At 57.6% G+C, this 22228-nt stretch carries 23 protein-coding genes and 1 pseudogene; 18 read left to right on the forward strand and 6 right to left on the reverse strand.

The window, feature by feature from the left end; genetic code table 11:
• Positions 1-41 precede the first annotated feature (41 nt).
• The 9 genes and pseudogenes from AAE514_RS02555 to AAE514_RS02595 form a co-directional block, all read left to right on the forward strand.
• Positions 42-1040, forward strand: coding sequence for an alpha/beta fold hydrolase (locus AAE514_RS02555; RefSeq protein ID WP_347329938.1), 999 nt, complete (start codon positions 42-44; stop codon positions 1038-1040).
• 181 nt (positions 1041-1221) lie between these two features.
• On the forward strand, positions 1222-1452 hold the full coding sequence (gene lptM / locus AAE514_RS02560) for an LPS translocon maturation chaperone LptM (RefSeq protein WP_347329939.1): 231 nt from the start codon (positions 1222-1224) through the stop codon (positions 1450-1452).
• 21 nt (positions 1453-1473) lie between these two features.
• Positions 1474-2751 (forward strand): diaminopimelate decarboxylase, encoded by a 1278-nt coding sequence (gene lysA / locus AAE514_RS02565; protein ID WP_347329940.1) that lies wholly within the window; start codon positions 1474-1476, stop codon positions 2749-2751.
• 9 nt (positions 2752-2760) lie between these two features.
• The gene (dapF, locus tag AAE514_RS02570) at positions 2761-3591 is read left to right on the forward strand and encodes a diaminopimelate epimerase (RefSeq protein ID WP_347329941.1); all 831 of its coding nucleotides are present in this window, start codon (positions 2761-2763) and stop codon (positions 3589-3591) included.
• 12 nt (positions 3592-3603) lie between these two features.
• Positions 3604-4293, forward strand: a complete 690-nt coding sequence (locus tag AAE514_RS02575) for a DUF484 family protein (RefSeq protein ID WP_347329942.1) — start codon at positions 3604-3606, stop codon at positions 4291-4293.
• Positions 4294-4375: 82 nt separating this feature from the next.
• The gene (gene xerC / locus AAE514_RS02580; protein ID WP_347329943.1) at positions 4376-5290 is read left to right on the forward strand and encodes a tyrosine recombinase XerC; all 915 of its coding nucleotides are present in this window, start codon (positions 4376-4378) and stop codon (positions 5288-5290) included.
• A gap of 302 nt (positions 5291-5592) precedes the next feature.
• Complete coding sequence (locus tag AAE514_RS02585; protein ID WP_347329944.1) at positions 5593-6318, forward strand: hypothetical protein; 726 nt, start codon at positions 5593-5595, stop codon at positions 6316-6318.
• Positions 6315-7214: a hypothetical protein gene (locus AAE514_RS02590; RefSeq protein WP_347329945.1), complete on the forward strand. Its 900-nt coding sequence runs from the start codon at positions 6315-6317 to the stop codon at positions 7212-7214. The genes AAE514_RS02585 and AAE514_RS02590 overlap by 4 nt, the downstream gene beginning before the upstream one ends.
• A gap of 25 nt (positions 7215-7239) precedes the next feature.
• A pseudogene (locus AAE514_RS02595) lies at positions 7240-7721 on the forward strand (tyrosine-type recombinase/integrase); the annotation flags it as partial.
• Here AAE514_RS02595 and AAE514_RS02600 read toward each other — a convergent pair.
• On the reverse strand, positions 7672-9507 hold the full coding sequence (locus AAE514_RS02600) for a YncE family protein (protein ID WP_347329946.1): 1836 nt from the start codon (positions 9505-9507) through the stop codon (positions 7672-7674). The pseudogene AAE514_RS02595 and the gene AAE514_RS02600 overlap by 50 nt on opposite strands.
• Positions 9508-9646: 139 nt before the next feature.
• Between AAE514_RS02600 and AAE514_RS02605 the strand changes: the two genes are divergently transcribed.
• The 3 genes from AAE514_RS02605 (at position 9647) to AAE514_RS02615 (ending at position 10842) form a co-directional block, all read left to right on the forward strand.
• Entirely contained in the window at positions 9647-9859 is a 213-nt protein-coding gene (locus AAE514_RS02605; RefSeq protein WP_347329947.1) for a hypothetical protein, read from the forward strand.
• Between the two features lie 159 nt (positions 9860-10018).
• The gene (locus tag AAE514_RS02610) at positions 10019-10156 is read left to right on the forward strand and encodes a hypothetical protein (protein WP_347329948.1); all 138 of its coding nucleotides are present in this window, start codon (positions 10019-10021) and stop codon (positions 10154-10156) included.
• A gap of 350 nt (positions 10157-10506) precedes the next feature.
• Positions 10507-10842 (forward strand): tyrosine-type recombinase/integrase, encoded by a 336-nt coding sequence (locus AAE514_RS02615; RefSeq protein ID WP_347329949.1) that lies wholly within the window; start codon positions 10507-10509, stop codon positions 10840-10842.
• A 66-nt stretch (positions 10843-10908) separates the two neighbouring features.
• On the opposite strand, the gene AAE514_RS02620 is transcribed toward AAE514_RS02615, so the two are convergent.
• Positions 10909-11508: an exopolysaccharide biosynthesis protein gene (locus AAE514_RS02620; RefSeq protein WP_347329950.1), complete on the reverse strand. Its 600-nt coding sequence runs from the start codon at positions 11506-11508 to the stop codon at positions 10909-10911.
• A gap of 204 nt (positions 11509-11712) precedes the next feature.
• Between AAE514_RS02620 and AAE514_RS02625 the strand changes: the two genes are divergently transcribed.
• From AAE514_RS02625 to AAE514_RS02635, 3 genes are read left to right on the forward strand one after another with little or no spacing between them, the layout of a single operon-like run.
• Positions 11713-12066, forward strand: a complete 354-nt coding sequence (locus AAE514_RS02625) for a DsrE family protein (protein ID WP_347329951.1) — start codon at positions 11713-11715, stop codon at positions 12064-12066.
• Positions 12067-12069: 3 nt separating this feature from the next.
• Positions 12070-12843 (forward strand): TVP38/TMEM64 family protein, encoded by a 774-nt coding sequence (locus tag AAE514_RS02630; RefSeq protein ID WP_347329952.1) that lies wholly within the window; start codon positions 12070-12072, stop codon positions 12841-12843.
• 5 nt (positions 12844-12848) lie between these two features.
• Positions 12849-15071, forward strand: a complete 2223-nt coding sequence (locus AAE514_RS02635) for a hypothetical protein (protein WP_347330015.1) — start codon at positions 12849-12851, stop codon at positions 15069-15071.
• Between the two features lie 130 nt (positions 15072-15201).
• Here the strand turns inward: AAE514_RS02635 and AAE514_RS02640 are convergent, their stop codons facing one another.
• Together AAE514_RS02640 and AAE514_RS02645 are read right to left on the reverse strand one after the other, a co-directional pair.
• Positions 15202-15801, reverse strand: a complete 600-nt coding sequence (locus tag AAE514_RS02640) for a PEP-CTERM sorting domain-containing protein (RefSeq protein WP_347329953.1) — start codon at positions 15799-15801, stop codon at positions 15202-15204.
• A gap of 264 nt (positions 15802-16065) precedes the next feature.
• Positions 16066-16944, reverse strand: a complete 879-nt coding sequence (locus AAE514_RS02645) for a TraB/GumN family protein (RefSeq protein WP_347329954.1) — start codon at positions 16942-16944, stop codon at positions 16066-16068.
• Positions 16945-17191: 247 nt separating this feature from the next.
• Here AAE514_RS02645 and AAE514_RS02650 point away from each other — a divergent pair, with 247 nt between their 5' ends.
• On the forward strand, positions 17192-17653 hold the full coding sequence (locus tag AAE514_RS02650; RefSeq protein WP_347329955.1) for a YaiI/YqxD family protein: 462 nt from the start codon (positions 17192-17194) through the stop codon (positions 17651-17653).
• A gap of 15 nt (positions 17654-17668) precedes the next feature.
• On the opposite strand, the gene AAE514_RS02655 is transcribed toward AAE514_RS02650, so the two are convergent.
• Positions 17669-19156 carry a PH domain-containing protein gene (locus AAE514_RS02655; protein ID WP_347329956.1) on the reverse strand — a complete coding sequence of 496 codons (1488 nt, stop codon included), beginning with the start codon at positions 19154-19156 and terminating at the stop codon, positions 17669-17671.
• Positions 19134-19712 carry a PH domain-containing protein gene (locus tag AAE514_RS02660; RefSeq protein WP_347329957.1) on the reverse strand — a complete coding sequence of 193 codons (579 nt, stop codon included), beginning with the start codon at positions 19710-19712 and terminating at the stop codon, positions 19134-19136. The genes AAE514_RS02655 and AAE514_RS02660 overlap by 23 nt, the downstream gene beginning before the upstream one ends.
• 342 nt (positions 19713-20054) lie before the next feature.
• Between AAE514_RS02660 and AAE514_RS02665 the strand changes: the two genes are divergently transcribed.
• Both AAE514_RS02665 and AAE514_RS02670 read left to right on the forward strand, forming a co-directional pair.
• On the forward strand, positions 20055-20852 hold the full coding sequence (locus tag AAE514_RS02665) for an AraC family transcriptional regulator (RefSeq protein ID WP_347329958.1): 798 nt from the start codon (positions 20055-20057) through the stop codon (positions 20850-20852).
• Between the two features lie 82 nt (positions 20853-20934).
• The gene (locus AAE514_RS02670) at positions 20935-22167 is read left to right on the forward strand and encodes a serine hydrolase domain-containing protein (protein ID WP_347329959.1); all 1233 of its coding nucleotides are present in this window, start codon (positions 20935-20937) and stop codon (positions 22165-22167) included.
• Positions 22168-22228: the final 61 nt, after the last annotated feature.

A 22228-nucleotide genomic window follows, 5' to 3' on the forward strand; every position in this document is an offset into this window, starting at 1 on the left:
TATAGGGTCTATGGCCGAAACCCGCCTCAAGGAGATGCCCTATGCCCCGTTGCTTGCACGCCGCCGTACTGGTCCTTGCCCTGGCGGCCTTGTCCGCTTTGGCGATGGCCGAGGACAAAACCCCGTCTTACGATGCTCGGTTGAGCGATTACCCCTACCCTTTCGATGTGCATACATTCGCCTTTGACAGCCAGCGCCAGCGGCTGGAAATGGCCTATATGCACCTGCCGGCCAAAGACGAAAAGCCCACCGTCTTGTTATTGCACGGCAAGAATTTCGCCGCCGATTACTGGGAAAAGACCGCGAACCACCTCCATGGCCAAGGCTATGGCGTGCTAATGCCGGACCAGATCGGGTTTGGCAAATCTTCCAAGCCGGCGCATTACCAGTTCTCCTTCGAAGCCCTGGCGGCCAATACCCGGGCACTGGTGGACAAGCTCGGCCTGGAGCGGGTCAGCGTCATGGGCCACTCCATGGGCGGCATGCTGGCCACCCGCTACGCGTTGCAGTATGCCGACAGTGTGGAACAGCTGGTGCTGGTCAACCCCGTGGGGTTGGAAGACTACCTTCGCTACGTCGAGTACAAAGACCCCGACTTCTTCTACCAACAAGAATTGGGCAAAACCCTGGACAAAGTACGCGCCTACCAGAAAAAGAACTATTACGACGGTCAGTGGAAACCCGAATACGAAGCGCTGACGGCCATTCACGCCGGTTGGATTAACGGCCCGGATTGGGAACGGGTGGCCTGGAACAATGCGCTGACCTATGACCTCATCTTCACCGGAGCGGTGGCCAACGAATTTGACCAACTCAGCGTCCCCACCACCCTGATCATTGGGACCCGGGATACCACCGGCCCGGGGCGCGGCTGGAAGAAACCGGGAGTGGACTACGAGCTGGGCCGCTATGATCAGTTGGGGCAGCGGGTCGCCGAACAAATCCCCAACGCCACGCTTTTCGAGCTGAAGGATGTCGGCCACATGCCCCAATTCGAAGCCTTTGATCGCTACCGGGATCGGCTGGATAAGATTTTCTAGCCCGCCCCTTAACCCACAGGGGCCGAGCGCCCCTTCCCCGCCCCCGAGAGGCCGGCCCCGGGGTTTCACATTGAGCCCCTGTCGGCCCGGGGTTATACTGCCCGCCTTGTTTTACCCAATGTTGTTATAGCCAATAGTGTTTCGCCCGACCTTATGTCGCCGGACAGCCGAAGGAGCCGCCATGCCCCTGCACCACCGCACCGCCCACTTCCGTGCGTTTGCCAGTGCAATCGCCCTTTCGGCATTGCTCCTGGCGGGCTGCGGCCAAAAAGGCCCGCTCTACCTGCCCGAAGAGGCCGAGGACACCCCGCCGGCTGAAAGCTCTGAGGAAGGCACCGAGGAAAGCCTCAAGGAAAGCTCCGAGGAAGAGAGCCCCGAGCAGACTGCTGGCGACGAGACCCAGGGCGACTAACCCCCGATTTTGAGACAAATTATGCGCGCATTTGAACGCCGTAATGGCGAGTTGTTTGCGGAAGACGTCCCCTTGAGCCAAGTGGCTCTGGAGTTCGGAACCCCCACCTACGTTTACAGTCGGGCTGCCTTTACCCAGCACTACCTGGCCTACGCCGAGGCGCTGGGGAACCACCCCGGTATGGTGTGCTACGCCATTAAAGCCAATTCCAACCTGGCCGTGCTGGATTTGCTGGTACGCCTGGGGGCGGGCTTCGACATTGTCTCCGGCGGCGAGCTTGAGCGGGTGCTGCGCGCGGGGGGCGATCCGGCTCGGGTGGTGTTCTCCGGCGTGGGCAAAACCCCGGATGAAATGGTCCGAGCCCTGGAAGTGGGCATTTTCTGCTTCAACGTGGAGTCCGAAGCCGAGCTGGAGCAACTCTCCCAACTCGCCTCGGAGCGTGGCAAAACCGCCAATATCTCCCTGCGGGTCAACCCGGATGTGGATGCTCAAACGCACCCCTACATTTCCACCGGCCTTAAAGAGAACAAGTTCGGCGTCGCCATTGAGCGCGCACCGGCGGTTTATCGTCGGGCCCGCGAGCTGCCCGGCATTGCCTTGCAGGGGCTGGACTGCCACATCGGCTCCCAGCTGACCCAGCTCGCCCCCTTTATGGATGCGCTGGATCGCCTGCTGGTGCTGGTGGATGAGCTGGCCGAAGAAGGCATTGAGATTCACCACCTGGACCTGGGCGGCGGCCTGGGGGTGACCTATCGGGATGAAGTGCCCCCGCCGGTCGGCGACTATATCGAGGCGATCAAAACCAAGCTGGGGGACCGCCCCCTCAGCCTCCTGTTCGAGCCGGGCCGCTCCATCGCCGCCAACGCCGGGGTGATGTTGACCGAGGTGTTGTACCTCAAGCCCACAGAGCACAAGAATTTCGCCATTATTAATGGCGCAATGAACGACAACATTCGCCCGTCGCTCTACCAGGCTTGGCAGGACATCGTTCCCGTGACCGAACATGGCGGCGAGGTCAAAACCTGGGACTTGGTGGGCCCGGTCTGCGAGACCGGCGACTTCCTGGGTAAGAACCGGGAACTGGCCTTGAAGCCCGGCGACCTGCTCGCCATGCTCTCGACCGGTGCCTACGGCTTTGGCATGAGCTCCAACTACAACAGCCGCGGTCGCCCCGCCGAGGTACTGGTGGATGGTGATCACGCTCACCTGGTCCGCGCCCGGGAAACCATTGACGATCAATTGCGCGGCGAGCAGTTGCTCCCCGACGCCGAGCCCGCCGCCAAGTCGGCGGCTAAGTAAGGAAAGACCATGCGCCTGCGCTTTACCAAAATGCACGGCCTGGGGAACGACTTCGTCGTAATCGACGGCGTCACCCAAAAAGTGCGTTTGAATGCAGACAAAATTCGCGCGCTCGCCGACCGCCACTTCGGGGTTGGCTGTGACCAGGTACTGCTGGTGGAACCTCCCGGCCGACCGGATGTGGATTTTCGCTACCGCATTTTCAACGCCGACGGCGGCGAAGTGGAAAACTGCGGCAACGGCGCCCGTTGCTTCGCCCGCTTCGTGCTGGAGCGAAAACTGACCGGCAAGCGCACCATTCGCGTGGAAACCGCCGAGGGCGACATGACCCTAAAGGTGACCCCAAACGGCGAAGTGGAAGTCGATATGGGGGTGCCCAAGCTGGCCCCGGCGGAGGTTCCCTTTGAGGGCGGTGAGCAGGCAGTCAGCTATGACCTGGAGCTGCCCGGGCAGACCATCGACATTTCCGCGGTCTCCATGGGTAACCCCCACGCCGTGTTGCTGGTGAACAAAGTCGACAGCGCCCCGGTGGAAGAGCTGGGCCCGCTGATCGAAAGCCACCCACGTTTCCCCCGGCGGGTGAACGCGGGCTTTATGCAGATGGTTACCCCGGGGGAGATCAACCTTCGGGTGTACGAGCGCGGCGCCGGGGAAACCCTGGCCTGCGGCACCGGGGCCTGCGCCGCCGTAGTGGCGGGCCGGCTGCGCCAGATTCTGGATGAAACGGTTAAGGTCCACCTGCGCGGCGGTACCCTGACCATCACCTGGCCGGGCCCGGGCCACTCCGTTATCATGACCGGCCCCGCGACGACGGTGTTTCACGGACAGGTTAAAATATAGTCAGGCCCTACTATGAGCGAGCACACCACCGGACAGCCGACGTTGACCGATGAACAGGTCGCCGAGTACCTGGAAGCCCACCCGGACTTCTTTGTCCGGCAGCGCAAACTGCTGGCGGACCTGGAGCTGCCCCATGAAAGCGGGCCGGCGGTGTCGCTGGTGGAGCGGCAAGTCTCGGTGCTGCGCGAGCGCAACATGGATATGCGCCACCGCTTGAGCAAGCTACTCGACAACGCCCGGGAAAACGACAAACTGTTCGACAAAACCAAGCGACTGGTGCTCGCCCTACTCGAAGGGCGGGACATGGGCGATATAATCGACGCCCTGTTTTTCAGCTTTGATCAAGACTTCAACATCCACTACACCAGCCTGCTGCTGTTCGGCCACCCCGACCGGATCCCCGGCAGCCAAGCCGACGTGGTTTCCATCAGCGAAGCCCGCAAACACATCGCCCCGCTGCTGAAAAACAACCGGGCCATGTGCGGGACTTTGGGTGAGGGCGAGTTGAAGTTTCTGTTCGGCGACAACGCCGGGCAAATCGGCTCCGTCGCCACCGTGCCCCTGGTCCACGGCAACGCCTATGGCCTGCTCGCCATCGGCAACCGCGACCCCCACTACTACCGCTCCAGCATGGGCACCCTATTCCTGGGCTACATCGCCGAAGTCCTCAACCGCTTGCTCCCCGACCACCTCCCACGCTAATCTTGGGCTATCCGTAGGGCGGATAAGCCTGCGCATCCGCCACTCCCAAGGCTTTCGCCGTTGCCAATAGCGGAAAACCCCTATGTCCCACCCCTTCCAACCCGAGCGCACCGCCTTCCTCACCTACCTGCGCACCGAGAAACACCTTTCCCCGCGCACCGAAGACGCCTACGCCCGGGATTTGGACAAGTTTCTGAAATACTGCGAACACCGAGAACTGACCGACCTCAAAACCATCACCGTCCACCACCTGCGGGAAAACCTCGCCAGCCTCCACCGCAAGGGCCTCAGCGGCAAAAGCCTGCGCCGCTGGCTCTCCTCCATGCGGGCCTTCTTCCGCTTTGGCATTCGCAGAGGCTGGCTCAAAACCAACCCCGCAGACGGCCTGCAAGCTCCGAAAGTCGCCAAAAAGCTCCCCAAAGTGCTGGACGTGGACCAGGCCACCCAGTTCGTGGAAGTCAAAGAGGAAGGGTTTCTCGGCTGCCGCGACCGCGCCCTGCTGGAGCTGATCTACTCCTCCGGCCTGCGTCTGGCCGAAGCCGTGGGCCTGAACGTACAGGATGTGGACCTGCGAGAAGGCGCCGTCATCGTCACCGGTAAAGGCAACAAAGCCCGACAACTGCCGGTCGGCAAACCCGCACGGGCGGCGCTAAAAACATGGCTCCAGGAACGCGCCCCCATGGCCCCGGCGGAGGAGTCCGCCCTGTTCATCAGCCAGCGCGGCAAACGCCTCACCCCACGCGCCGTGCAGCTGAGAATGCAGCAACTCAGCATCAAACAGAACATGGACGAACCCGTCCATCCCCACATGCTACGCCACTCCTTCGCCAGCCACATGCTGGAATCCAGTGGCGACCTGCGGCTGGTGCAGGAGCTGCTGGGTCACGCGAATATTTCCACCACCCAGGTCTATACCCATCTGGATTTCCAGCACTTGGCGAAGGTTTACGATCAGGCGCATCCTCGCGCCAATAGAACCAATAAAGATAAAAAATAGCGGTATTTATAACATAAAAATCAACACTTGATATAACGAAGCAATAAGCGAATTAGTGTTGCTTTTGTCGCGCAAATGTTAAAAAATGTCACTTTGAACGTCGTTTTGCAGGTGTTATTCGCAAGGATGTGAGGCTTGTCGTATATATCTTCATCTTCTCTCCCTTCCGAAACTCCACGCGATCTAAAACCTCTTTGACATTCAGACCTTATTTGTCTGACGTAGCTTATTGCTCATTAGCAACGCGTGCGTAGTCCAGAGTAAAAACGGTAGTCAAAGCTCATAATAAATTGGAGAAAACCATGAAAACCAAGCTCATTCTTTTGCTGACATTCATCGCTATTGGTACGGGTTGCGCAACAGCGCCTCGGGACCCCATCGCCCTTACGAACGGCTATTACGACGAACCGGCAAGGGTTGCCATTTATCAGAAATCGTTTCCTGAAACCGCAAGGATGACCATGCCAGGGGCATCCTGTTTGTTGTGCTTGGCTGCGGCCGCAGTCGCCAACGATGCCGTTTCCGGGCACACTAAAACGTTAAGCACCGATGAATTATCAATTGCCGTGAAAGGGCTTCAAGGCACTCTTGAGGAACGTGGGATGGACGTTGAATGGGTCAATATCGAAGAGCCCATGCAGCGCTTGCCGAAGTTTAAATCTCCTAAGGAGTCCGGCTATCCCAAGAAAGATTATCGGGCCTTGCGCGAAGTCGTCGATGCGGACCACTTGATGGTGATTGAGTTCGGCCACATTGGCGTAGAGCGAACGTACTCCAATTACGTACCTACCAGTTCTCCCCAGGGGGCCGTCACGGGAACGCTTTACATGGTGGACCTCAATACTAATGAGTACTACCTGTTTGACCCGATTCACATTCGGGTGCCGGTTGAGGGTGACTGGAAGGAGCCGCCGAGCTTTCCTGGCGTGACCATGGCTTACTTTGAGGCGCTCGAGCGTGCAAAACTGGAAATCAGCAATGCGCTCGTCGAAGAAGCTCCCGTAGAGGTCGCTGGAGAGGGAACATGATTCGGTGGGCGATGCTGACCTGTGTTACTTGTAGCCTTTTGGGCGTGGGTTGCGGAACCGTCCAGACGGACGATTATGCGGTCTATAGGCACGCCCCCGAGGCGTCCACTCTCGTTCAAGAGCCTGTGGCGGTGGTTTTCACCAACCCAGAGGGCATTGAGTTTCGAGGGGTCGCTTCTCATGACGATAGCGTGGAATCAGCGAATATTCTCTACTCAGGGGCAGGAGGCGCTGGAGGTGTTGCCGCTCAAATCGCTCTTCATGCGACAATGGTCCAAGGCGCCCAAGACCGAAAATTGGAAAAGTTGCGTGAGCAGGCCAACCAAGTGCTCCAACCGTTATCGGAGGAGGTTGAAGCGTTGCAAGGCATGGATCTTTCAACGTTGTCAGTGGACGGCAAATTCTCGGTAAAGCCACGCCGGAGCGACATTGAAGTTGAGTCTACTCATATCGAAACATACCCCATTTTTTACGTTACCGAAGACCTTAGCAGCTTATCGGTAAAAAACGTTTTGATTCTTCGTAGTCCTGGCGACCCTCAGACGCCGCCGGTTTACCAGAATCTGGTAGAAGTGGTTTCTGATCGCTCTATTGGTGCGTCCACCAAAAAGGAGTTGCTGGGGAAAGGGCTTGAGGTGGTATTAAAGGAACTTTATCAAGTCTCCGTATTGGTCGCGCTAGATGACATGAAAGACCGGTTGCAGGCGGATAATCAACAACCAGAAACCTTCCGACATGACGTGGGTGGCGACCTACGGATTGAGAGGGGAGTTACCGTCAAAGAGAGCTGTTCGAACGTTGTGGTAAGGAACCTTCGAGGCTGGTTGATTAGCCTTCCAAAGCCGGATACGGAGTGTGTGGATACATTCGCTGACGGCTCACTACAGAAAGGGTAAAGCCTAAGTCGTGCTGGGGCAGCGAGAAGGCGCAATTGTCGTCACCGGTAAAGGCAACAAAACCCGGCAGCCCCCCTCTTCGGCACCCCGGCACGCGCCGCGCTCAAGCGCTGGCTCCAGGAGCGCGCAACCGTCGCCCCGGCGGAGGAGTCCGCGCTGTTCATCAGCCAGCGCGGCAAACGCCTCACCCCACGCGCCGTGCAGCTGAGAATGCAGCAGCTCAGCATCAAACAGAACATGGACGAACCCGTCCATCCCCACATGCTACGGCACTCCTTCGCCAGCCACATGCTGGAGTCCAGTGGCGACCTGCGACTGGTGCAGGAGCTATTGGGTCACGCGAATATTTCTACCACTCAGGTCTATACCCACCTGGATTTTCAGCATTTGGCGAAGGTGTATGATCAGGCGCATCCGCGTGCCGGCAAAAAACCCGGCGAGAAGCACAGAGCGGGCTTTATTGGGAAATGGCTACGACCTCGCCGGTCTCCTCGTCAATTAACTTGAGTGCTCCGAAGGTGCCGGCCAGCAAACGACTTCCCGATAGTGGCTCAACTGATAGCTGATGGTCGTAGGTGTCATAGCTACAGGTAGACGTGTTCAAGTTGATTCGACTCACACGGTCGCCGACCAACAGCAGCTCATTGAGCTCTGAGTCGAAACTTAGTCCCATAATCATGTCAGCAGGCTCCCCGCTTGAAAAGGAAGGCGCGCAGGCGGTTGCAATCTCAGTCCGGTTGCCCGTTTCTGTATCCACCTTGTGCACGTTTCCGTGGCCCTGGTTGCTGGCATAAAGGAGCTTGGTGTCAGGGTGGAAAACGAGCCCGTTGATGTTGAAGAAGGTCTGTCCATCCCCTTTAAATTCGCTGGATATCAGAGTAGTTTCTAATGTGTTTACGTTGAGCGCGACAACTTGCTCTTGCACTGCGTCAGAAATAAATAATGTTTCGCTTTCATGGTCGAATGCAATGGAGGAAATGGAGGAGAAAACCGCTCCTTGATTGATATCGCTTATTGCAAGGGTCGTTGTTCCATTTGTCGAAAGGTCAATGCGGTACACGGTATCATTAGTTGCGACGTACAGCGCATCGTTTGACGCATCTAGTTCAAGGCCCGCCACCGAGATATTGAACTGACTGTTTATGTCTCCAATTCGCCGACGGTTACCAGTGGCTAGATCAATTTCAAGAACCTTCTCAGCAGCATTTCCGCCATCGTCGATTACATAAGCATAAGTTTCGCCTTCATTTAGGACTACATCTCGAATGGCTACCATTTTAGGGCCTGTACCCATCTCGTTGCTGAGAGCGATAGTTCTTTCCCCGGTGTGCTGATCAATGGAAATGATACTGTGATAGTCGCTATCACCAATAAGAAATCGATGATTAACGGAGTCCAGGTAGGTTGATCGCGGTTGAGAAAAATGTAACGGGTTATCGGACTCGACTTCGCCGATGGTGCTGATACTTTGCTCGGCAATATTTATTCGATCTATCCCGTCGAAGGTGGTCAGGTAAACGAATTCTTTCGTTGATCCGTGTGCAACATGCATTGTGAACGTTGTGTAGTTGTCAAACAGCGTTTCCATTGCCCCGTCGCTTTTGGATATGGATACTATTTTTTCATCGAAACTTGAGTAGCCGATAAGAGCGTCTTTCCCGGATACAAAGTCAGAAACCAAAACCGAGGCTTCGTCGGTTTCGTAGAGAGTGCTCCAGGAGGAGTGCTTTTCCAGGGAGCGGTGGTAGATGACTGAGCGAATAGTATCTTCACTAGGTAGTCTGCGATTTACCAAGAAATAGAGTGAGTCGCCATTGGAATCGCACACTAATTGACTCTTGAAGCGTAAGTAATCCCGAGATTTTGAAAAATACCCTTCAAACGTTTCTTCGGCGTCCGCCCCGTTGTCGATTTTCAGTCGGTACAGCGCGTAGTGATCCTCGTTGGCATGCACTAAATAGTAGTAGCTGGAGGATGCGATATGAAGGCAGCCGCTAACTGGAGGAAACTGTGGCTCCAGGTGCACACGCTGTTGCTTTGAATTCAGATTAAAGTCAACCATGGCATTCGAAGCGAAACCATACAACGTCTGAGTGGCGGGGTTGAAGTCGAACGTTGTGGTTACCTGTCTCCAATTGACAGATACTTGATCGGCTGCTGACGCTGTTTCGCCACTTTTGTCAGTGACTTCGACATTAATGGTATTGGTGCCGACCGTCAGTGGGAGCGTGATTTCCCAATAAGCCTCGACGCTGCCCGTCGACGTCGTGGTTGTCTGGCTGTTTGTGGCCACTAAACGCCGGCGAGGCCAGAACGGCCCGGGTGAGCTTACGGTTTGTGTTGTCGCGCTCGATGTATTGTAGGAGAGCGTTGCCGGCCGATCATTGACTTGGACACTCTCAATCCCCGATTCATCGTAGGCGACTCCGCGTATGGTGATTTCGCGTTTATCAGTGGTCGATCTCTCCGAGGGAAAGAGTATCGTAGCGCGAGGAGCCTTTCCATCGGCGTCAATGCTCGAGCTAGAGTGGCTTGAGGACTCACTGCTAGCGCTGGAACGGGAGTCGCTGCTGCTTGAGGATTCGCTACTGGCGCTGGAATTAGAGCCACTATTGTTTGAGGACTCACTGCTAGCGCTCGAATGAGGGGCGCTGTAGCTTGAGGTACTCGAGGCTCCATTGTTTGAGCTAGATTCAGAGCTGGTAGTCTTTGAACTTGAGTGATTGGGCAGTGGGTAATTCGAACTCGCGGTGGCGCTGCTTGAGGCCCGGCTCGACTGTTCGCCATCAATATTGGTGTCAGGTTTGCTGGACGCCCCGCTGCTGGCGCTTGAATGGTTGCTGGAATGCGAGCTCGATTCGTGGGAGGTACTGGTTTGCGAGCTTGATGATGAGGTATTGGAGCGTGTAGACGATACCTCGCTGCTCGAGTTTTCGCGTTGAGCCGCGCTGGATCGAGCATCGTTTTCCGGACCACCGCCCGAGCCACCACCGCATGCAGTGAGAATTACTGTGAGAGATATAAGGGGAAGTACTTTGCGTACCTGCATAGAAATAGTCCCTGTTGGCCTGCGAAGCTGATTATTATTAATTGCGTCGTGAGAGCTCGGAGCACTCTTAAATGCTAAAACTACCATAATATCAAACAAGCTTCAGCCTAACGGCGTTTTTCTTTTATAACAATTTGAAATAAATGTCGCCGTTATAACCTTCGATAGTTGGCATGATCGTGGTTCTCTAAGAAAATTTGAATAGCGATCTCACTCATCCCCCAAGCCCATATATCACCACCGTTGCCCTGGCCCCGGTCAGCGCACACGCCCCACCGCGCCGTGCAATTGAAAATACAGCAGCTTAGCCTCAAACAGAAAATGGACGAACCCGTTCGTCTCCACATGTTCCGCCACTTATTGGCCAGCCATCTGCTCGAATCCAGTAGTGACTTACGGCTGGTGCAGGAGCTGCTGGGCCAAGCCAACATCTCCACCGCCCAGGTGCATACCCATGTGGATTTTCAGCATTTGGCTAAGGTGTATGAATCTGGCTATGCCCTCCAACGTCTCGCCGAGCTTAGAGATTCCTCAGAGGAGCGACGGTGCATGGCGACGCACAGAAGTCTCCTTGATTAATATCGCTCGGACCGCTCCCGGTACTAACGTTACCTGGACGTTGATACGAAACCAAGGACCCTTCAACTAGCCCCAAATCCCATAAATCACCACCGTCGCGCTGGCTCCGGTCAGCGTGAACGCGATCAGGGCCAAGACCCCATCCCGCGCAATAAGCGCTAGCCCGAAACAGGTCAGCACCGCCCCCGCTAAGTTGGCGCTGAAGGGAATAAACTCCATTGGCGGCATCATCAGGGCGATGGCCATGCTCGCCAGGGCTACGCAGCGGGTGGGGATGTAGCCGCGAATCAGAAACGTCAGCCTCGGTTTTACGAGCCGGTCAATAAAGCGGGCGGGTTTGCGTGACAGTTTAATGGCCTTGTTCAGGCTGCGGGTTTTAACGTAGCGCCTGAGCATCCATTGGGGCAGCCAAAAGTGCTCTCGGTGCAGCATCAGCTGTATGGAAAACATAAATACCATGAGGGCGCACAGGGTGGGCACTCCCGGAATGTCGCCGATGATGGGTGCCAATACGATTAGGCCCACCAGCAGCAGCGCCGGCCCGAAGGAGCGTTGGCCAACGGCATCGAGTATGGCGTCTACCGTGACGGCGTCGCGGTCTTGGCCCGCCTCGGCGATGCGGTCCATTACCTCTTCCAGTGTGGGAACGTGTTCTTCACTCTCCAATTGCTTGAACCTCCGCTGTGGGGTGTTAGCCTGTACTTAATCATACACATCGTGCCTGACAGCCACTATCGCTAAAGGTTCTGGCGCATTATTCTCTACTAGAACTTTAACGGGCCTTTTGGTGTCGTTTGAGTTGATAGTGGCCGGTGGTCGCGGCCGGACTCTCTGGCTATGCTGTATAGATCCAATCAGAGGAGTTGACTCATGCATTACGCCATTTCCACTACCTGGGGCCCGACGGACACGACTCGGGCGGCCATCCCCTTTATTTTTGCCGCCACGGCGCTGGAAGCCGGGGATTCGGTGACCGTGATGCTGTTTCACGATGCGGTTTCCCTCGCGGTGCCCGGTGTTTATGAAAATGTGGTGCCCTGTGGGCCGCCGGCGAAATTCTCCGAAGTGTTTGCCCATCCCAACGCGGACATTATTGTCTGCAAGCCCTGTGCGGAGGTGCGCAGCATCCACGCGGAGAACCTGCGCGAGCCCAGCCGCATGGGCGGAATGGGCGAGTTTTACCAGAAAGTGGCCCAGAGCGACTGCAAAGCGGTGGCCTTCTAGCCCATGGCGTTACCGGAATCCGATGAGACGGCGCCCATCAAAAGCTGGAAGCGCTCGCCGTTGGTGGGCATGCTGGCCAGCTTGGTGTTTGTGGCGTTGGTGCTGGTGGTGCTTTACAGCTTGGGTATTCACGAGGAGGTCGTGCACCTGCTGGAGTGGTTCGAGCGCCAGGGCGCCTGGGCGGGCTTGTTGTTCATTTTAATCATGGCGGTGGTCATGGTCCTGCTCTTGCCCGGGGTTTTATTCACAACGGGGGCCGGCTTTGTGTTCGGGTTGTTCGAAGGCACGGTTTACGTGGTGGCCGGCACGGTGCTGGGCAGCGCGCTGGCTTTTCTGATCGCCCGTTATCTGTTTGGAACTCGGGCGCGAGCGTTCATTACCTCCCGCTCCAAGCTGAGCCTGGTCAATGAAGAGCTGGCGCCTCACGGCTGGAAAATCGTACTCCTGACGCGGTTGATTCCGTTCTTCCCCAGCAAGCTGTCTAACTACTTGTTTGGGCTGACCAGCTTTTCTTTTCGGGGGTTTGTCGCCGGTTGCAGCATCGGCTATATCCCCTTTTCCCTGCACAATGTTTACCTGGGCTCCCTGGCCGCGGACCTGACCACATTGGGGGTTCGTGAGTCCGGCCGCACGCCGCTGGAGTGGTCTATTTACGCCGCCGGCTTTATCGCCACGGTGGTGGCGGTGGTTTATCTCAACGTGCTGGCGCGGCGTATTCTTCGTCAATACACCAATGATCGCGAGTCCGTGGACGAGGCGATTGAGGAGGTAACGTGAGTTGGATGAAGTGGCTTCCCTGGCGCTATCTGGTAAAACAGGCGGCGCGCAAGCACGGGTTTTTGGACCCGATTGCGTTGCTCGGAAGGGTACACAGCTTTGCCCAGCCCTCGGAAGTGGGCGAGCCCATTGAGCTGCTGCGCGCCGGGGTGGTGTTTCACGCTCGCGGGCTGATCAACAGTCGGGTGATTCAGCACAACCTGGACTGGGTCTGGCCTTTTTGGATCGAACGTCAGTTTAACCCCCTCGACCCGGCCTTTATTCCCCGCGCCTTCTCGATTACCCACATCAACCTCAGTCATCGCAACTGGACCGCCGTGGGCCACCCGGATGTGGACGAGTTGCCGATCGTGGACCCCCGTGGGCTGCTCACCCCCTTCTTTGACGGCTGGTCGCTCGACGGTTGGTTGCTGGCGGACGATGGCCGCTGCCTGTTGCCCTCGCGGGCCGAGTGGGCCAAGCAGCGTCAGCAGCTTGAATCCGGCCAGAGCGTGATTACCGAATGCCGGCATGAGGGCCTGTACCTCAAAACGGAAGCCTGGGTGGAGCTGGACCAGGGCAAGCCGGTGTGCAAGTTTCGGCTGAATGCCAAGGCCGACGCGGACGCCTCGCTGGTGTTGTCCTTGCGGCCCAGTAACCCGGAGGGTGTCGCGTTCATTAACCAGGTCAAACTCTCGGACGATCGACAAAGCTGGCTGGTGGATGACAGCCGCGCCGTGAGCTTCAGTGAAACGGCAAAACGACACCATGTGTCCGATTATCGCCAGGGGGATGTGCATATCCACCTGACAGAGCGAGAGGACCAGACCGAGGGCCACTGTGATGTCGGCATGGTAACCGCCGCCGCCCTATTCCCGGTCAGTGCCGGGGAGGAGCGGGAGATGACCGCGACCATTCCGCTGGAGGACACCGTTGCCCGGCTGCCGGCGGATGCCTGGGAAACCGAACGCAAACATGCCCGCCTGGAGTGCCCGGAGCCGCGCTATACCGAGCTGTACGAGGCAGCGGTCGCCTCGTTGGTGTTGCACTCGCCGGACGATGTCTACCCGGGCCCGTTTACCTACAAGCGGTTCTGGTTTCGGGATGCCGCCTTTATCATCGACTCCCTGCTGAGTGTTGGGCTTACCCAGCGGGCGGAGCGGGCGCTCTCGCGTTTCCCTGCCCGGCAGACGCTCGGGGGTTACTTCCGCTCCCAAGAAGGTGAGTGGGATGCCAACGGCGAGGTGCTCTGGGTGCTCCAGCGTTACTGCCAGTTGACCGGCCGCTCCCCCGACGCCGAATGGTGGAGCCCCATTGTCAAAGGGGCGCGCTGGATTCCGCGCAAGCGCCTGTCGGATGACCTGGACGAGCCCCACGCGGGCCTTCTGCCGGCCGGCTTTAGCGCCGAGCACCTGGGCCCCAATGACTATTACTATTGGGATGACTTCTGGGGCGTCGCCGGCCTTAAGGCAGCGGCTGAACTCCTAAAAGAGGAAGACCCGAAAGCCAGCGCCGAATTTGCCGAGGAGGCGGAAAAGTTTCAGGCGGCCATTGACCGCACGCTGGCGCATTGCGAGCAACGCTTGAAGCGCCCCGCCATACCGGCCTCGCCCCACCGGCGGATGGACGCCGGGGCTATCGGCTCGCTCGCCACGGGTTACCCCACCCGCCTGTCCGAGCCCAGAGACCCGCGTCTGCTGGATACGGTGGAGTTTCTGCTCGAGCGGTGCTTTGTCAAAGGCGCCTTCTATCAGGATATGATCCACTCGGGGTTGAACGCCTATCTCACGCTGCACGTGGCGCAAGTGTTGCTGCGGGCCGATGACCCCCGCTATCTGGAGCTGGTGGATACCGTGGCCGAGCTGGCCACCTCCACCGGTCAGTGGCCCGAGGCTATCCACCCGGCCACGGGTGGCGGCTGCATGGGCGACGGCCATCACGTCTGGGCCGCGGCCGAATGGGCCCTGATGATTCGAAACTGGTTTGTGCGCGAGGAAGGCGACGGGCTGATTCTGGCCAGTGGTGTTCCCCAGCGCTGGCTCGACAGCCGCCAGCCGGTGCGCTTTGGCCCGGCCCCCACCCCTTACGGTGCGGTGACGGTGACCGTACAAAAAAGCGACACCGGGGTGACGGTAAGCTGGGAGGCCGACTGGCGCACCGCGCCGGCGACTCTGGAGGTGCATGTGCCGGGGTATGAGCCGCAAAGCGTAGAGACCGAACAGGCCTCTGTCCTTCTGAAAGAGGCCTGAGCCGGCCTGCCTCTTGTGGGGGGGTAGCTGTGTGCCAAACAAAAAAAAGCCCGCAATTCCTTGCGGGCTTTTCTCGTAAAGTGGCATCCTCCTTAATTTGGGTAATTCCTCCTTGCCTGATTCGCAGTCCTTAGCGGGCTACCCGGCGCCGGGCCATTCCCAAGCCAATCAATCCCAAACCCATCAGTATCAAAGCACTGGACTCCGGTACATCGGTCATCACTTTTCCGAACAGGGCAACGTGTGAAATGCTGCCTCCATCGGTGTAGAAGTTGTTCAACTCAATGCTATCGACTCCATTCCAGCCCGAGACTTCCAGGTCAAACAGATACTGGGGCTTATTCCCGTTTTTGACCAGCAGGTAGCACGCCGGGCATACCATGGAAGTGCCGCCGACGTACTCTATGCGGCCATTGTTGAAGTCCATGTCGGTCCCGTTACTCCAGAATTGGGTCTCGTAAGCGGATGTGAATGCCTCAACACCGTCCTCTGAGTAAGGTTTCCTGCCGGGCGTCTCTGCCTTGTAGTACTTCTCTATATCGTAACTTAACCCGAAAATCTCCTTTACATCCTCAGCCTTGAGGGCCTTAAAAGGAGGCTCAGCCGCTTGGTTGTGGATCTTCTGAGCGCCTTCCGGAGACAGCGTAATAACGCCAGCAGTGGCTGGAGCGGCGACCGAAAACACCAAAACGGCCAAAATGGACTGGATTCCCTGTACTGAAATTTTCATATGGGTTGCTGGCACCTTTATTTCTCTATTGGGTCATCATTATTGCTTACCGCCCTTCACGCGGTCTTACTGGCATATAGGCAGGTTCCGTACCAAGTTCGTAACTCGTTGTTTTCTCGGCATATGTTCTATAGTAGTCGTTTAAGGGAAAGCGCACCTGTAAAGACAGTCGACGTATGATTCGACACTCCGGGAGGGACTTTCGGGGAGGTGAGCAGGGAGGTTGACGCTCGACTGCCGCTTGGCGGCCGAGCGTCTGAAACGTTATTCCTTAACGGTGTAGGGTTCGACCTGGTAGCCCGCTTCTTCCAGTTGCTTCAGCAGGCTGTGCTCGCCCGCCAAGTGCAGGGAGCCGACCAGCACCAGTTCGAGATCCTCGTCTTCAAACAGCCCTTTGATAACCGGCAGCCAATCTTCGTTTCGCTCGACCATCAAGGTCTGATACATCTCGGGCGCTTCCGCTTTCATGGGCTTGCCAAGGTCGCGATAGAGGGCTTTCATATCCCCGCCTTTCCACGCGGCCACTATTGTCTCCATCATCTCGTCGAACTTGCGCAGGTCCCGCAGCGTGGCCCGGATGAGCTTGTCGCCATCGTGGCCAGTCATTGCTTCCATATAGCCGAGTACATCCTCCGGGGATTCAAGCTCCCCGGTGGGCTTGTTGTCGGCTTTGGCTTTGGTGAAGTAATGGGCATCCAGGCCCTCCTGAATGCCTTTTTTCTGGGCGATGGCTACCGTCATCATCAGGCTGACCAGTGCCGGATCAAAACCCATGTACTGCTGGATGGGGAACTCGTTCTTCTCCGAATAGGTGGAAAGAGCCTCCCATACCTCCGGGCTCAGCTCGGAGGAGAGCGTTTTTCCGGGCGGGTAGAGCATCATCTGCATCATTTTCTGACCAAAAGCCGGGTCCTGAAGTTTGGTCATGTCCGCCTCCAGGTACAGTTCGTCGGCTTCCTCGTAGGCGGCGTCAAATTCCGCCGGAAGGTCGGAGAATTCACTGGGGTGAAGCAGGTGAATGGTACCGCCGAGCAGGATTCGCTGCTCGCCCTTACTCACTTCAAAGAGCGTGGTGGCGGCATTGGCGGAGAAGGTGAACAACAGGGCCAGAGCGGCCAGGGTGAAGCGGGAAACAGTGAGCATGGAAGGCAATCCCCTTGCGTTATTGTGGGAGCCCGTTGGCGGGCAAGAAAGGCAAATCCTAAGGGCTGTTAATGGGAAAAGCAACGTCGGAAGCAGCGCTCGAGCCAGTCCGGCGGCGTTCAGAACCGAACCTCCCCCGGGCGCGGTACGGTTCTTAAATCGGGACGTCGGCGGTGGTTACACCCGCCCCGGTGTCGCTCAGGGCTCAAAGTGGTATTATTCGGGGGAATTTGAACCGGGAATACCTATGCCAATCTGGGTTGATGCGGACGCTTGTCCCGTCGTTGTCAAAGACATCCTCTGCCGCGCCGCCGAACGCTGGAAAATACCCACGACGTTTGTCGCCAACCGTGGCATTAAGGTGCCGCCCTCGCCGTTTATTAAAACCCGCCAGGTGCACGCCGGCTTCGATGTGGCGGACAATGAAATTGTCCGCTCACTGAGTGCCGGGGACTTGGTCATCACCCAGGATATCCCGCTCGCCTCGGAAGTGGTGGACAAGGGCGGTGCGGCCATGAGCCCGCGGGGCGAGCCCTATATCGCGGAGACCATTCGTCATCGCCTGGCCATGCGCAACCTGATGGAGGAGCTGCGCAGCACCGGCGAGGTGACTGGCGGGCCCAGCGGCTTTTCCCAAACTGACCGCAAGCAGTTTGCCGACCACCTCGACCGTTGGTTGCAGAAAAATGCGCGCCGTTCCCGCTCGTGAGCACCGGCGCTTGCACTAAAACCAAGCCTGCTCAAATTCCGTCACTTCCGCCAACAGCCGTTCGCGTAGCGCCCGGGCGGTGGCGATGGGCAGGTAGCCGATGGTCGTCGGGCCATCGGTGGTCCACACCATAAGGTGGCTCAGGCCGAGGTGCCGGACAATGGGGGGCTCCTGAATGGCGATTTTCTGCAGCTTACCGGTCGGCAGCCATTGTTCTTTGTGCCCGATAAAGCCGCGGTGGACCGCCAGCCAATCCCGCTGAATGCTGTATCGAGTTTGCGACCACCGCCGCCATAGCAGCAACCCCAACACCGGATACCACAGTAGCGCCCAGCCCACGGCGGCCGCCCAGTGTTGCCCCGTGGGAAAGAGAATCGCCCCGGTGGTGAGCGCGAGCAGAGTGGCAAACGTGAGGGTGTAAGCGGCAATGTACCAGGGGTGGATGGGTTTCCAGTCGGGCCGGGGGAGCGCGAACTGTTCGCGCAAATTCTCCAGTCCCCCGGCGGTGAGCACCGGCACCACAAACCGTTGGGAGAGTTGGGCGTTGCCCTGCTGGAAGTGACCGGCCTTGCTGATCAAGACGCTGTAGCGTCGAAGCAGCCGGGCCATCATGCCCTGGGTAATTTGAAGGCGTTGCATTTTGTGCAGCCGCAGCCCTCGGGTGCGATGCGTACCCAGACCAAAATGCGCTTGAAAGCGGTCGCCGTGGCGCGCCAAAGAATAATTGCCGTAATACACCACCGCCACCAGCATTGACACCGCAAACAGCAGCACAATACCCACGACGATAAAAAACACACCAGCCAGAAGTGCCGCCAGAAAGGCCGACCAGCCCGAGTGGGTGAGGGTTTCCACCCAGGGCAACTTGCGCAGCCAGCTCACCCAGCTTTCCATGGCCGGCCCCAGGTATTGGCCAAGAGGGGCGGCCAGCGGCGCCAGAAACAACAGGGCGTTGTGCATCAGGCCGTAGCGGGCCACTTCTGCGGCGGACAGGCTCAATTGATAATCGGGTTCGGGGACTGTGTTCTCTTGCCCGTTCGGATGGGCATGATGCTCCAATACCCGCCGTCGCAGCTGCTCCGCAAGCGCCACGGGAATGCCGGGGATCTCGACTTCCTGCTGATTGGAGCCGGCACTTTCAAACCCGAGGGTGGCTAGCCCCAGGGGCCGGAAGTAAAAGGGCTTGATGATATCCGACTGCTGCACCCGCTCGAAGTCCAGGCTCAGGCGCTTGCGATGAAACAGCCCGGAGCGAATCTGGAGGCGGTTTTCCTCCACGCTGAAGCGAAACACCCAGTACTGCACCAGCGCGTTCACTAACAGCGTTATCAGAACCAGGGGCACACCGTACAGCAACAACAGCTCGCGCCCTTTCTCACCGCCTGCCAGCGCCCCGGCCAAGAGGGGCCAGAGGTTCACCAGATTGGGTATGGCTCTCAGGAAAAAGTAAACGGCGGAAACCGGTGAAACGCGCTGCCACTCACTCTCGCTCGGCGTCGACATGCCTGTCTTCCTCCCAGGTTTCGTCCGCCGTCGGGCCCGCTTCTTCGGTGGCGCGCCGGGTGAGGTGAGCCTTAAGCCGCTGGGCCAGGTCGGTTTCCAGCCCCGGCACCTTGACGTCTGATTTAAAGCCACCGGCGGTGTAAATCACCAGTTCGCTCAAGCCATTCAAACGCTCCAATGGCCCCTGAGTGATTTCCACATGCTGAATGCGGTTGATCGCCACCGATACGGTGCGAAACCACCAGCAGCCGGTACGCAGGTGCACGTCCCGGTCTCGCAGCAAATACTGGGTGCGACGTACCTTGCGTGGCACCCAGACTGTCGCCAGAAACAGGACAACAAGCGCGCCGGCGGTGGAGGGAAGCCAACTGAACGGCGTCACGGTTGAAGAGAAAATCACCGGGATCCAGGGGCCGAGCGTCACGGCCAGGCCCACTACCAACAACCGCAAGCGCAACACGTTGCGATAGCGGGGGTGGATGGGCTCCCAGGGCTCGGGTTCAAGCGGCGGGAGTTGCCGACTCTCAAGAGAGGGGTCTTCCAGCGTTGTTGCCATAACGTATCCTTACTCTCATTATGAATGGCGGTAGATTGTACCCCCTGTCAAGGGCGCCGCAAACTATACAACCTCATGGAATAGGCCTTTATGCATATTACTCTACTATCGGGGCTGGACCTGAGCGTCCGCCTGCTCGCGGTGGGCCAGCTCATAATGGTGTGTGTGCTATTGACGAAAGGGCCAATAACCGGTCGCAGAGTTTCTTTTGTGTGTCTCGCCGTTTGTGCTTCCGCTTACTTGCTACTGACGGCTCCCATCCCCAATGAAAGCTATGGAATCGCCAGGAACCTTCTGTTAACCCTCACGGACGCCCTGGCCTATAGCTTATGGTTTGCGGCCATGTACACCTTTGAGGAGGGTTTTCGCCCCGGCCGATGGCCGCGTCCAGTGAAAGCGGCCTTGGGCGTGTTTGTCCTCGGGTACCTCTATGTGTTTGGGGTAAAGCAAGGAGATAGTTTTTTTCATGATATCAACCACTTCCTCAGCATCTTAGTGCTAGCCCACGTGATTATTGTCGCCAGCCAGGGCTGGAGTGATGACTTGGTAAGCGGGCGACGGAAATCACGGGTCTTAGTCGTTCTGGTGGCCAGCAGCTACGGCATCCTTTTAGCGGCCGTAGAGCTCCTGGATCTGAATATTAAGGGACGCTCGATATTTGGAATAGCCAATAGCGTTTCACTGTTGCTACTGGTCCCTCTATTTGCATGGTTCGTCCCCAGGGGAAACGACGCGGCGGCCACCCCGCGTTTGAAGGATTCAGAAGCGTTGAGGGAAGAATGGGCCCCTTCGAAGGAAGACCAAATAGTGTGGGACAAACTGGAGCGGTTTGTCCTGGCGGGCGGCTACCTGGAATCGGGCTTAACTGTAAAATCGTTTGCGGAACAGCTCGCCTGCCCCGAATACCGGTTGCGCCGTCTTATTAACACGCAACTGGGCTTTAACAATTTCAGCCAATTTTTGAATCACCATCGTTTGAAGGAGGCTCGTTGTCGACTTCTTGAGCAACCCAAACTCCCGATCCTGACACTGGCGTTGGATCTGGGTTACGGGTCTATTGGCCCGTTCAACCGAGCCTTCAAGGCGACATTCGGCTGCACTCCCACGGAATATCGGCGCAATTTTCAAAATCAGCCATAAATTTTTCATAATCAGCAAGACTTAACTGCGCACTAAGGCGACTCTGGAATCCGTTCATTTCAGACGTTCGGAGGAGTCGTATATGTCGAAAGCTTCCAAAATCACTTGGGGGGTCATCGCTGGGTTACTGGTGGGGTTGGTCTGGGCGCTAACGCCGGTCTATTTGTTCTTTTCCCATCAAAAGGGTTGGCCCATGCCTCCCTGGGGGTTTGTGGCTATGCCGGAAAATGCACCCACCACAAGCCATTCGGTGGCCCCCCGCTATCGAGCCGTTGCCGATGAAGCGTTGGCACACCTCAATGACCACCGAAAAGAAATTCATGCGCCGGGAATTTCCGCCGCAGTGGCGGTTGGGGGCCGGTTGGTATGGGCTGGAGCCGCGGGTTGGGCCGATATTGAACAACTAAGGGAGGTCACGCCCTACACGCAGTTTCGTATTGGCAGTACCTCAAAGCCAGTGACGGCAACGGCGGCCGCAAGGCTTGTGCAGGAAGAACAGCTTCGGCTGGACCAACCCCTTAAGCAATACCCGCTTGCATTGCCGAATTCGCAGTGGGGTGAACTCACAGTCCGAGACTTGGCGTCTCACACCTCCGGTTTGCCGGAATACAAGGAAAATCGTGACTGGATGGGCTTGTATCACACGATGGCCCTGCGCAAGCGCTATGAATCCGTCCAGAAGTCCCTGTTGGTGTTTGATGGTACCGAGCTGCTGTACCCGCCCGGTGAGCAATTTCACTACACCACGTTTAACACTGTGCTACTCAGCGCCGTTATGGAAGCCGCGGCGGGCGTTCCCTATCGGAGGGTTATGAATGACAGGGTTTTTGACCCGCTGAACATGACAATGACCCGGCCCGAGCCCTCATCCCCTATTAAAACAATGGCCACCTTTTATTGGCGGGAGGGCGAGCGATTGCGCCCCTGGAGAACGGTAGACTTGAGCCATCGGTTGGCGGGGGGCGGTTTTATCTCGACCCCGACGGACCTTGTGAAATTGGGTTCGGCATGGCCCGATGAGGACTATCTCTCGCCTTCTGTCCGGTCCCTTTTTTGGGAGCCCCAGCGACTGGCTAACGGAGACGTGAACGAGCAGAACTACGCGTTGGGTTGGAGAATCCACCAAGCGGATGACTATATGGCGATGAACGCCAACCATGGGGGCGTCTCTCGAGGCGCTCAATCTTGGTTGATGGTTATACCCGAATACCAAATGAGTGTCGCCGTGATGATAAACAGTCGCACGGAAGCGTTTTGGGACTTCGGCAAGGTTGCCGTTGTGCTTGCGCACCTATTTCAGAATCCAGACCCGTAATGGTTGAGGACGTCTAGACCGCTGTGCTTTGGTCTTGCCGAACCGTTTGTCGCTTATGTGA

Source organism: Marinimicrobium locisalis (assembly GCF_039822625.1).
Taxonomy (GTDB): Bacteria; Pseudomonadota; Gammaproteobacteria; order Pseudomonadales; family Cellvibrionaceae; genus Marinimicrobium; species Marinimicrobium locisalis.

What these genes read in the sequence shown, in the direction of transcription:
- dapF (WP_347329941.1), top strand. Translation starts at nt 2,761, where the DNA reads ATGCGCCTGCGCTTTACCAAAATGCACGGCCTGGGGAACGACTTCGTC.
- AAE514_RS02650 (WP_347329955.1), top strand. Translation starts at nt 17,192, where the DNA reads ATGCCAATCTGGGTTGATGCGGACGCTTGTCCCGTCGTTGTCAAAGAC.
- lptM (WP_347329939.1), top strand. Translation starts at nt 1,222, where the DNA reads ATGCCCCTGCACCACCGCACCGCCCACTTCCGTGCGTTTGCCAGTGCA.
- AAE514_RS02575 (WP_347329942.1), top strand. Translation starts at nt 3,604, where the DNA reads ATGAGCGAGCACACCACCGGACAGCCGACGTTGACCGATGAACAGGTC.
- AAE514_RS02670 (WP_347329959.1), top strand. Translation starts at nt 20,935, where the DNA reads ATGTCGAAAGCTTCCAAAATCACTTGGGGGGTCATCGCTGGGTTACTG.
- AAE514_RS02655 (WP_347329956.1), bottom strand. Translation starts at nt 19,156, where the DNA reads ATGTCGACGCCGAGCGAGAGTGAGTGGCAGCGCGTTTCACCGGTTTCC.
- xerC (WP_347329943.1), top strand. Translation starts at nt 4,376, where the DNA reads ATGTCCCACCCCTTCCAACCCGAGCGCACCGCCTTCCTCACCTACCTG.
- AAE514_RS02555 (WP_347329938.1), top strand. Translation starts at nt 42, where the DNA reads ATGCCCCGTTGCTTGCACGCCGCCGTACTGGTCCTTGCCCTGGCGGCC.
- AAE514_RS02645 (WP_347329954.1), bottom strand. Translation starts at nt 16,944, where the DNA reads ATGCTCACTGTTTCCCGCTTCACCCTGGCCGCTCTGGCCCTGTTGTTC.
- AAE514_RS02625 (WP_347329951.1), top strand. Translation starts at nt 11,713, where the DNA reads ATGCATTACGCCATTTCCACTACCTGGGGCCCGACGGACACGACTCGG.
- AAE514_RS02590 (WP_347329945.1), top strand. Translation starts at nt 6,315, where the DNA reads ATGATTCGGTGGGCGATGCTGACCTGTGTTACTTGTAGCCTTTTGGGC.
- lysA (WP_347329940.1), top strand. Translation starts at nt 1,474, where the DNA reads ATGCGCGCATTTGAACGCCGTAATGGCGAGTTGTTTGCGGAAGACGTC.
- AAE514_RS02630 (WP_347329952.1), top strand. Translation starts at nt 12,070, where the DNA reads ATGGCGTTACCGGAATCCGATGAGACGGCGCCCATCAAAAGCTGGAAG.
- AAE514_RS02585 (WP_347329944.1), top strand. Translation starts at nt 5,593, where the DNA reads ATGAAAACCAAGCTCATTCTTTTGCTGACATTCATCGCTATTGGTACG.
- AAE514_RS02660 (WP_347329957.1), bottom strand. Translation starts at nt 19,712, where the DNA reads ATGGCAACAACGCTGGAAGACCCCTCTCTTGAGAGTCGGCAACTCCCG.
- AAE514_RS02605 (WP_347329947.1), top strand. Translation starts at nt 9,647, where the DNA reads ATGGTGATTTCGCGTTTATCAGTGGTCGATCTCTCCGAGGGAAAGAGT.
- AAE514_RS02640 (WP_347329953.1), bottom strand. Translation starts at nt 15,801, where the DNA reads ATGAAAATTTCAGTACAGGGAATCCAGTCCATTTTGGCCGTTTTGGTG.
- AAE514_RS02635 (WP_347330015.1), top strand. Translation starts at nt 12,849, where the DNA reads ATGAAGTGGCTTCCCTGGCGCTATCTGGTAAAACAGGCGGCGCGCAAG.
- AAE514_RS02665 (WP_347329958.1), top strand. Translation starts at nt 20,055, where the DNA reads ATGTACACCTTTGAGGAGGGTTTTCGCCCCGGCCGATGGCCGCGTCCA.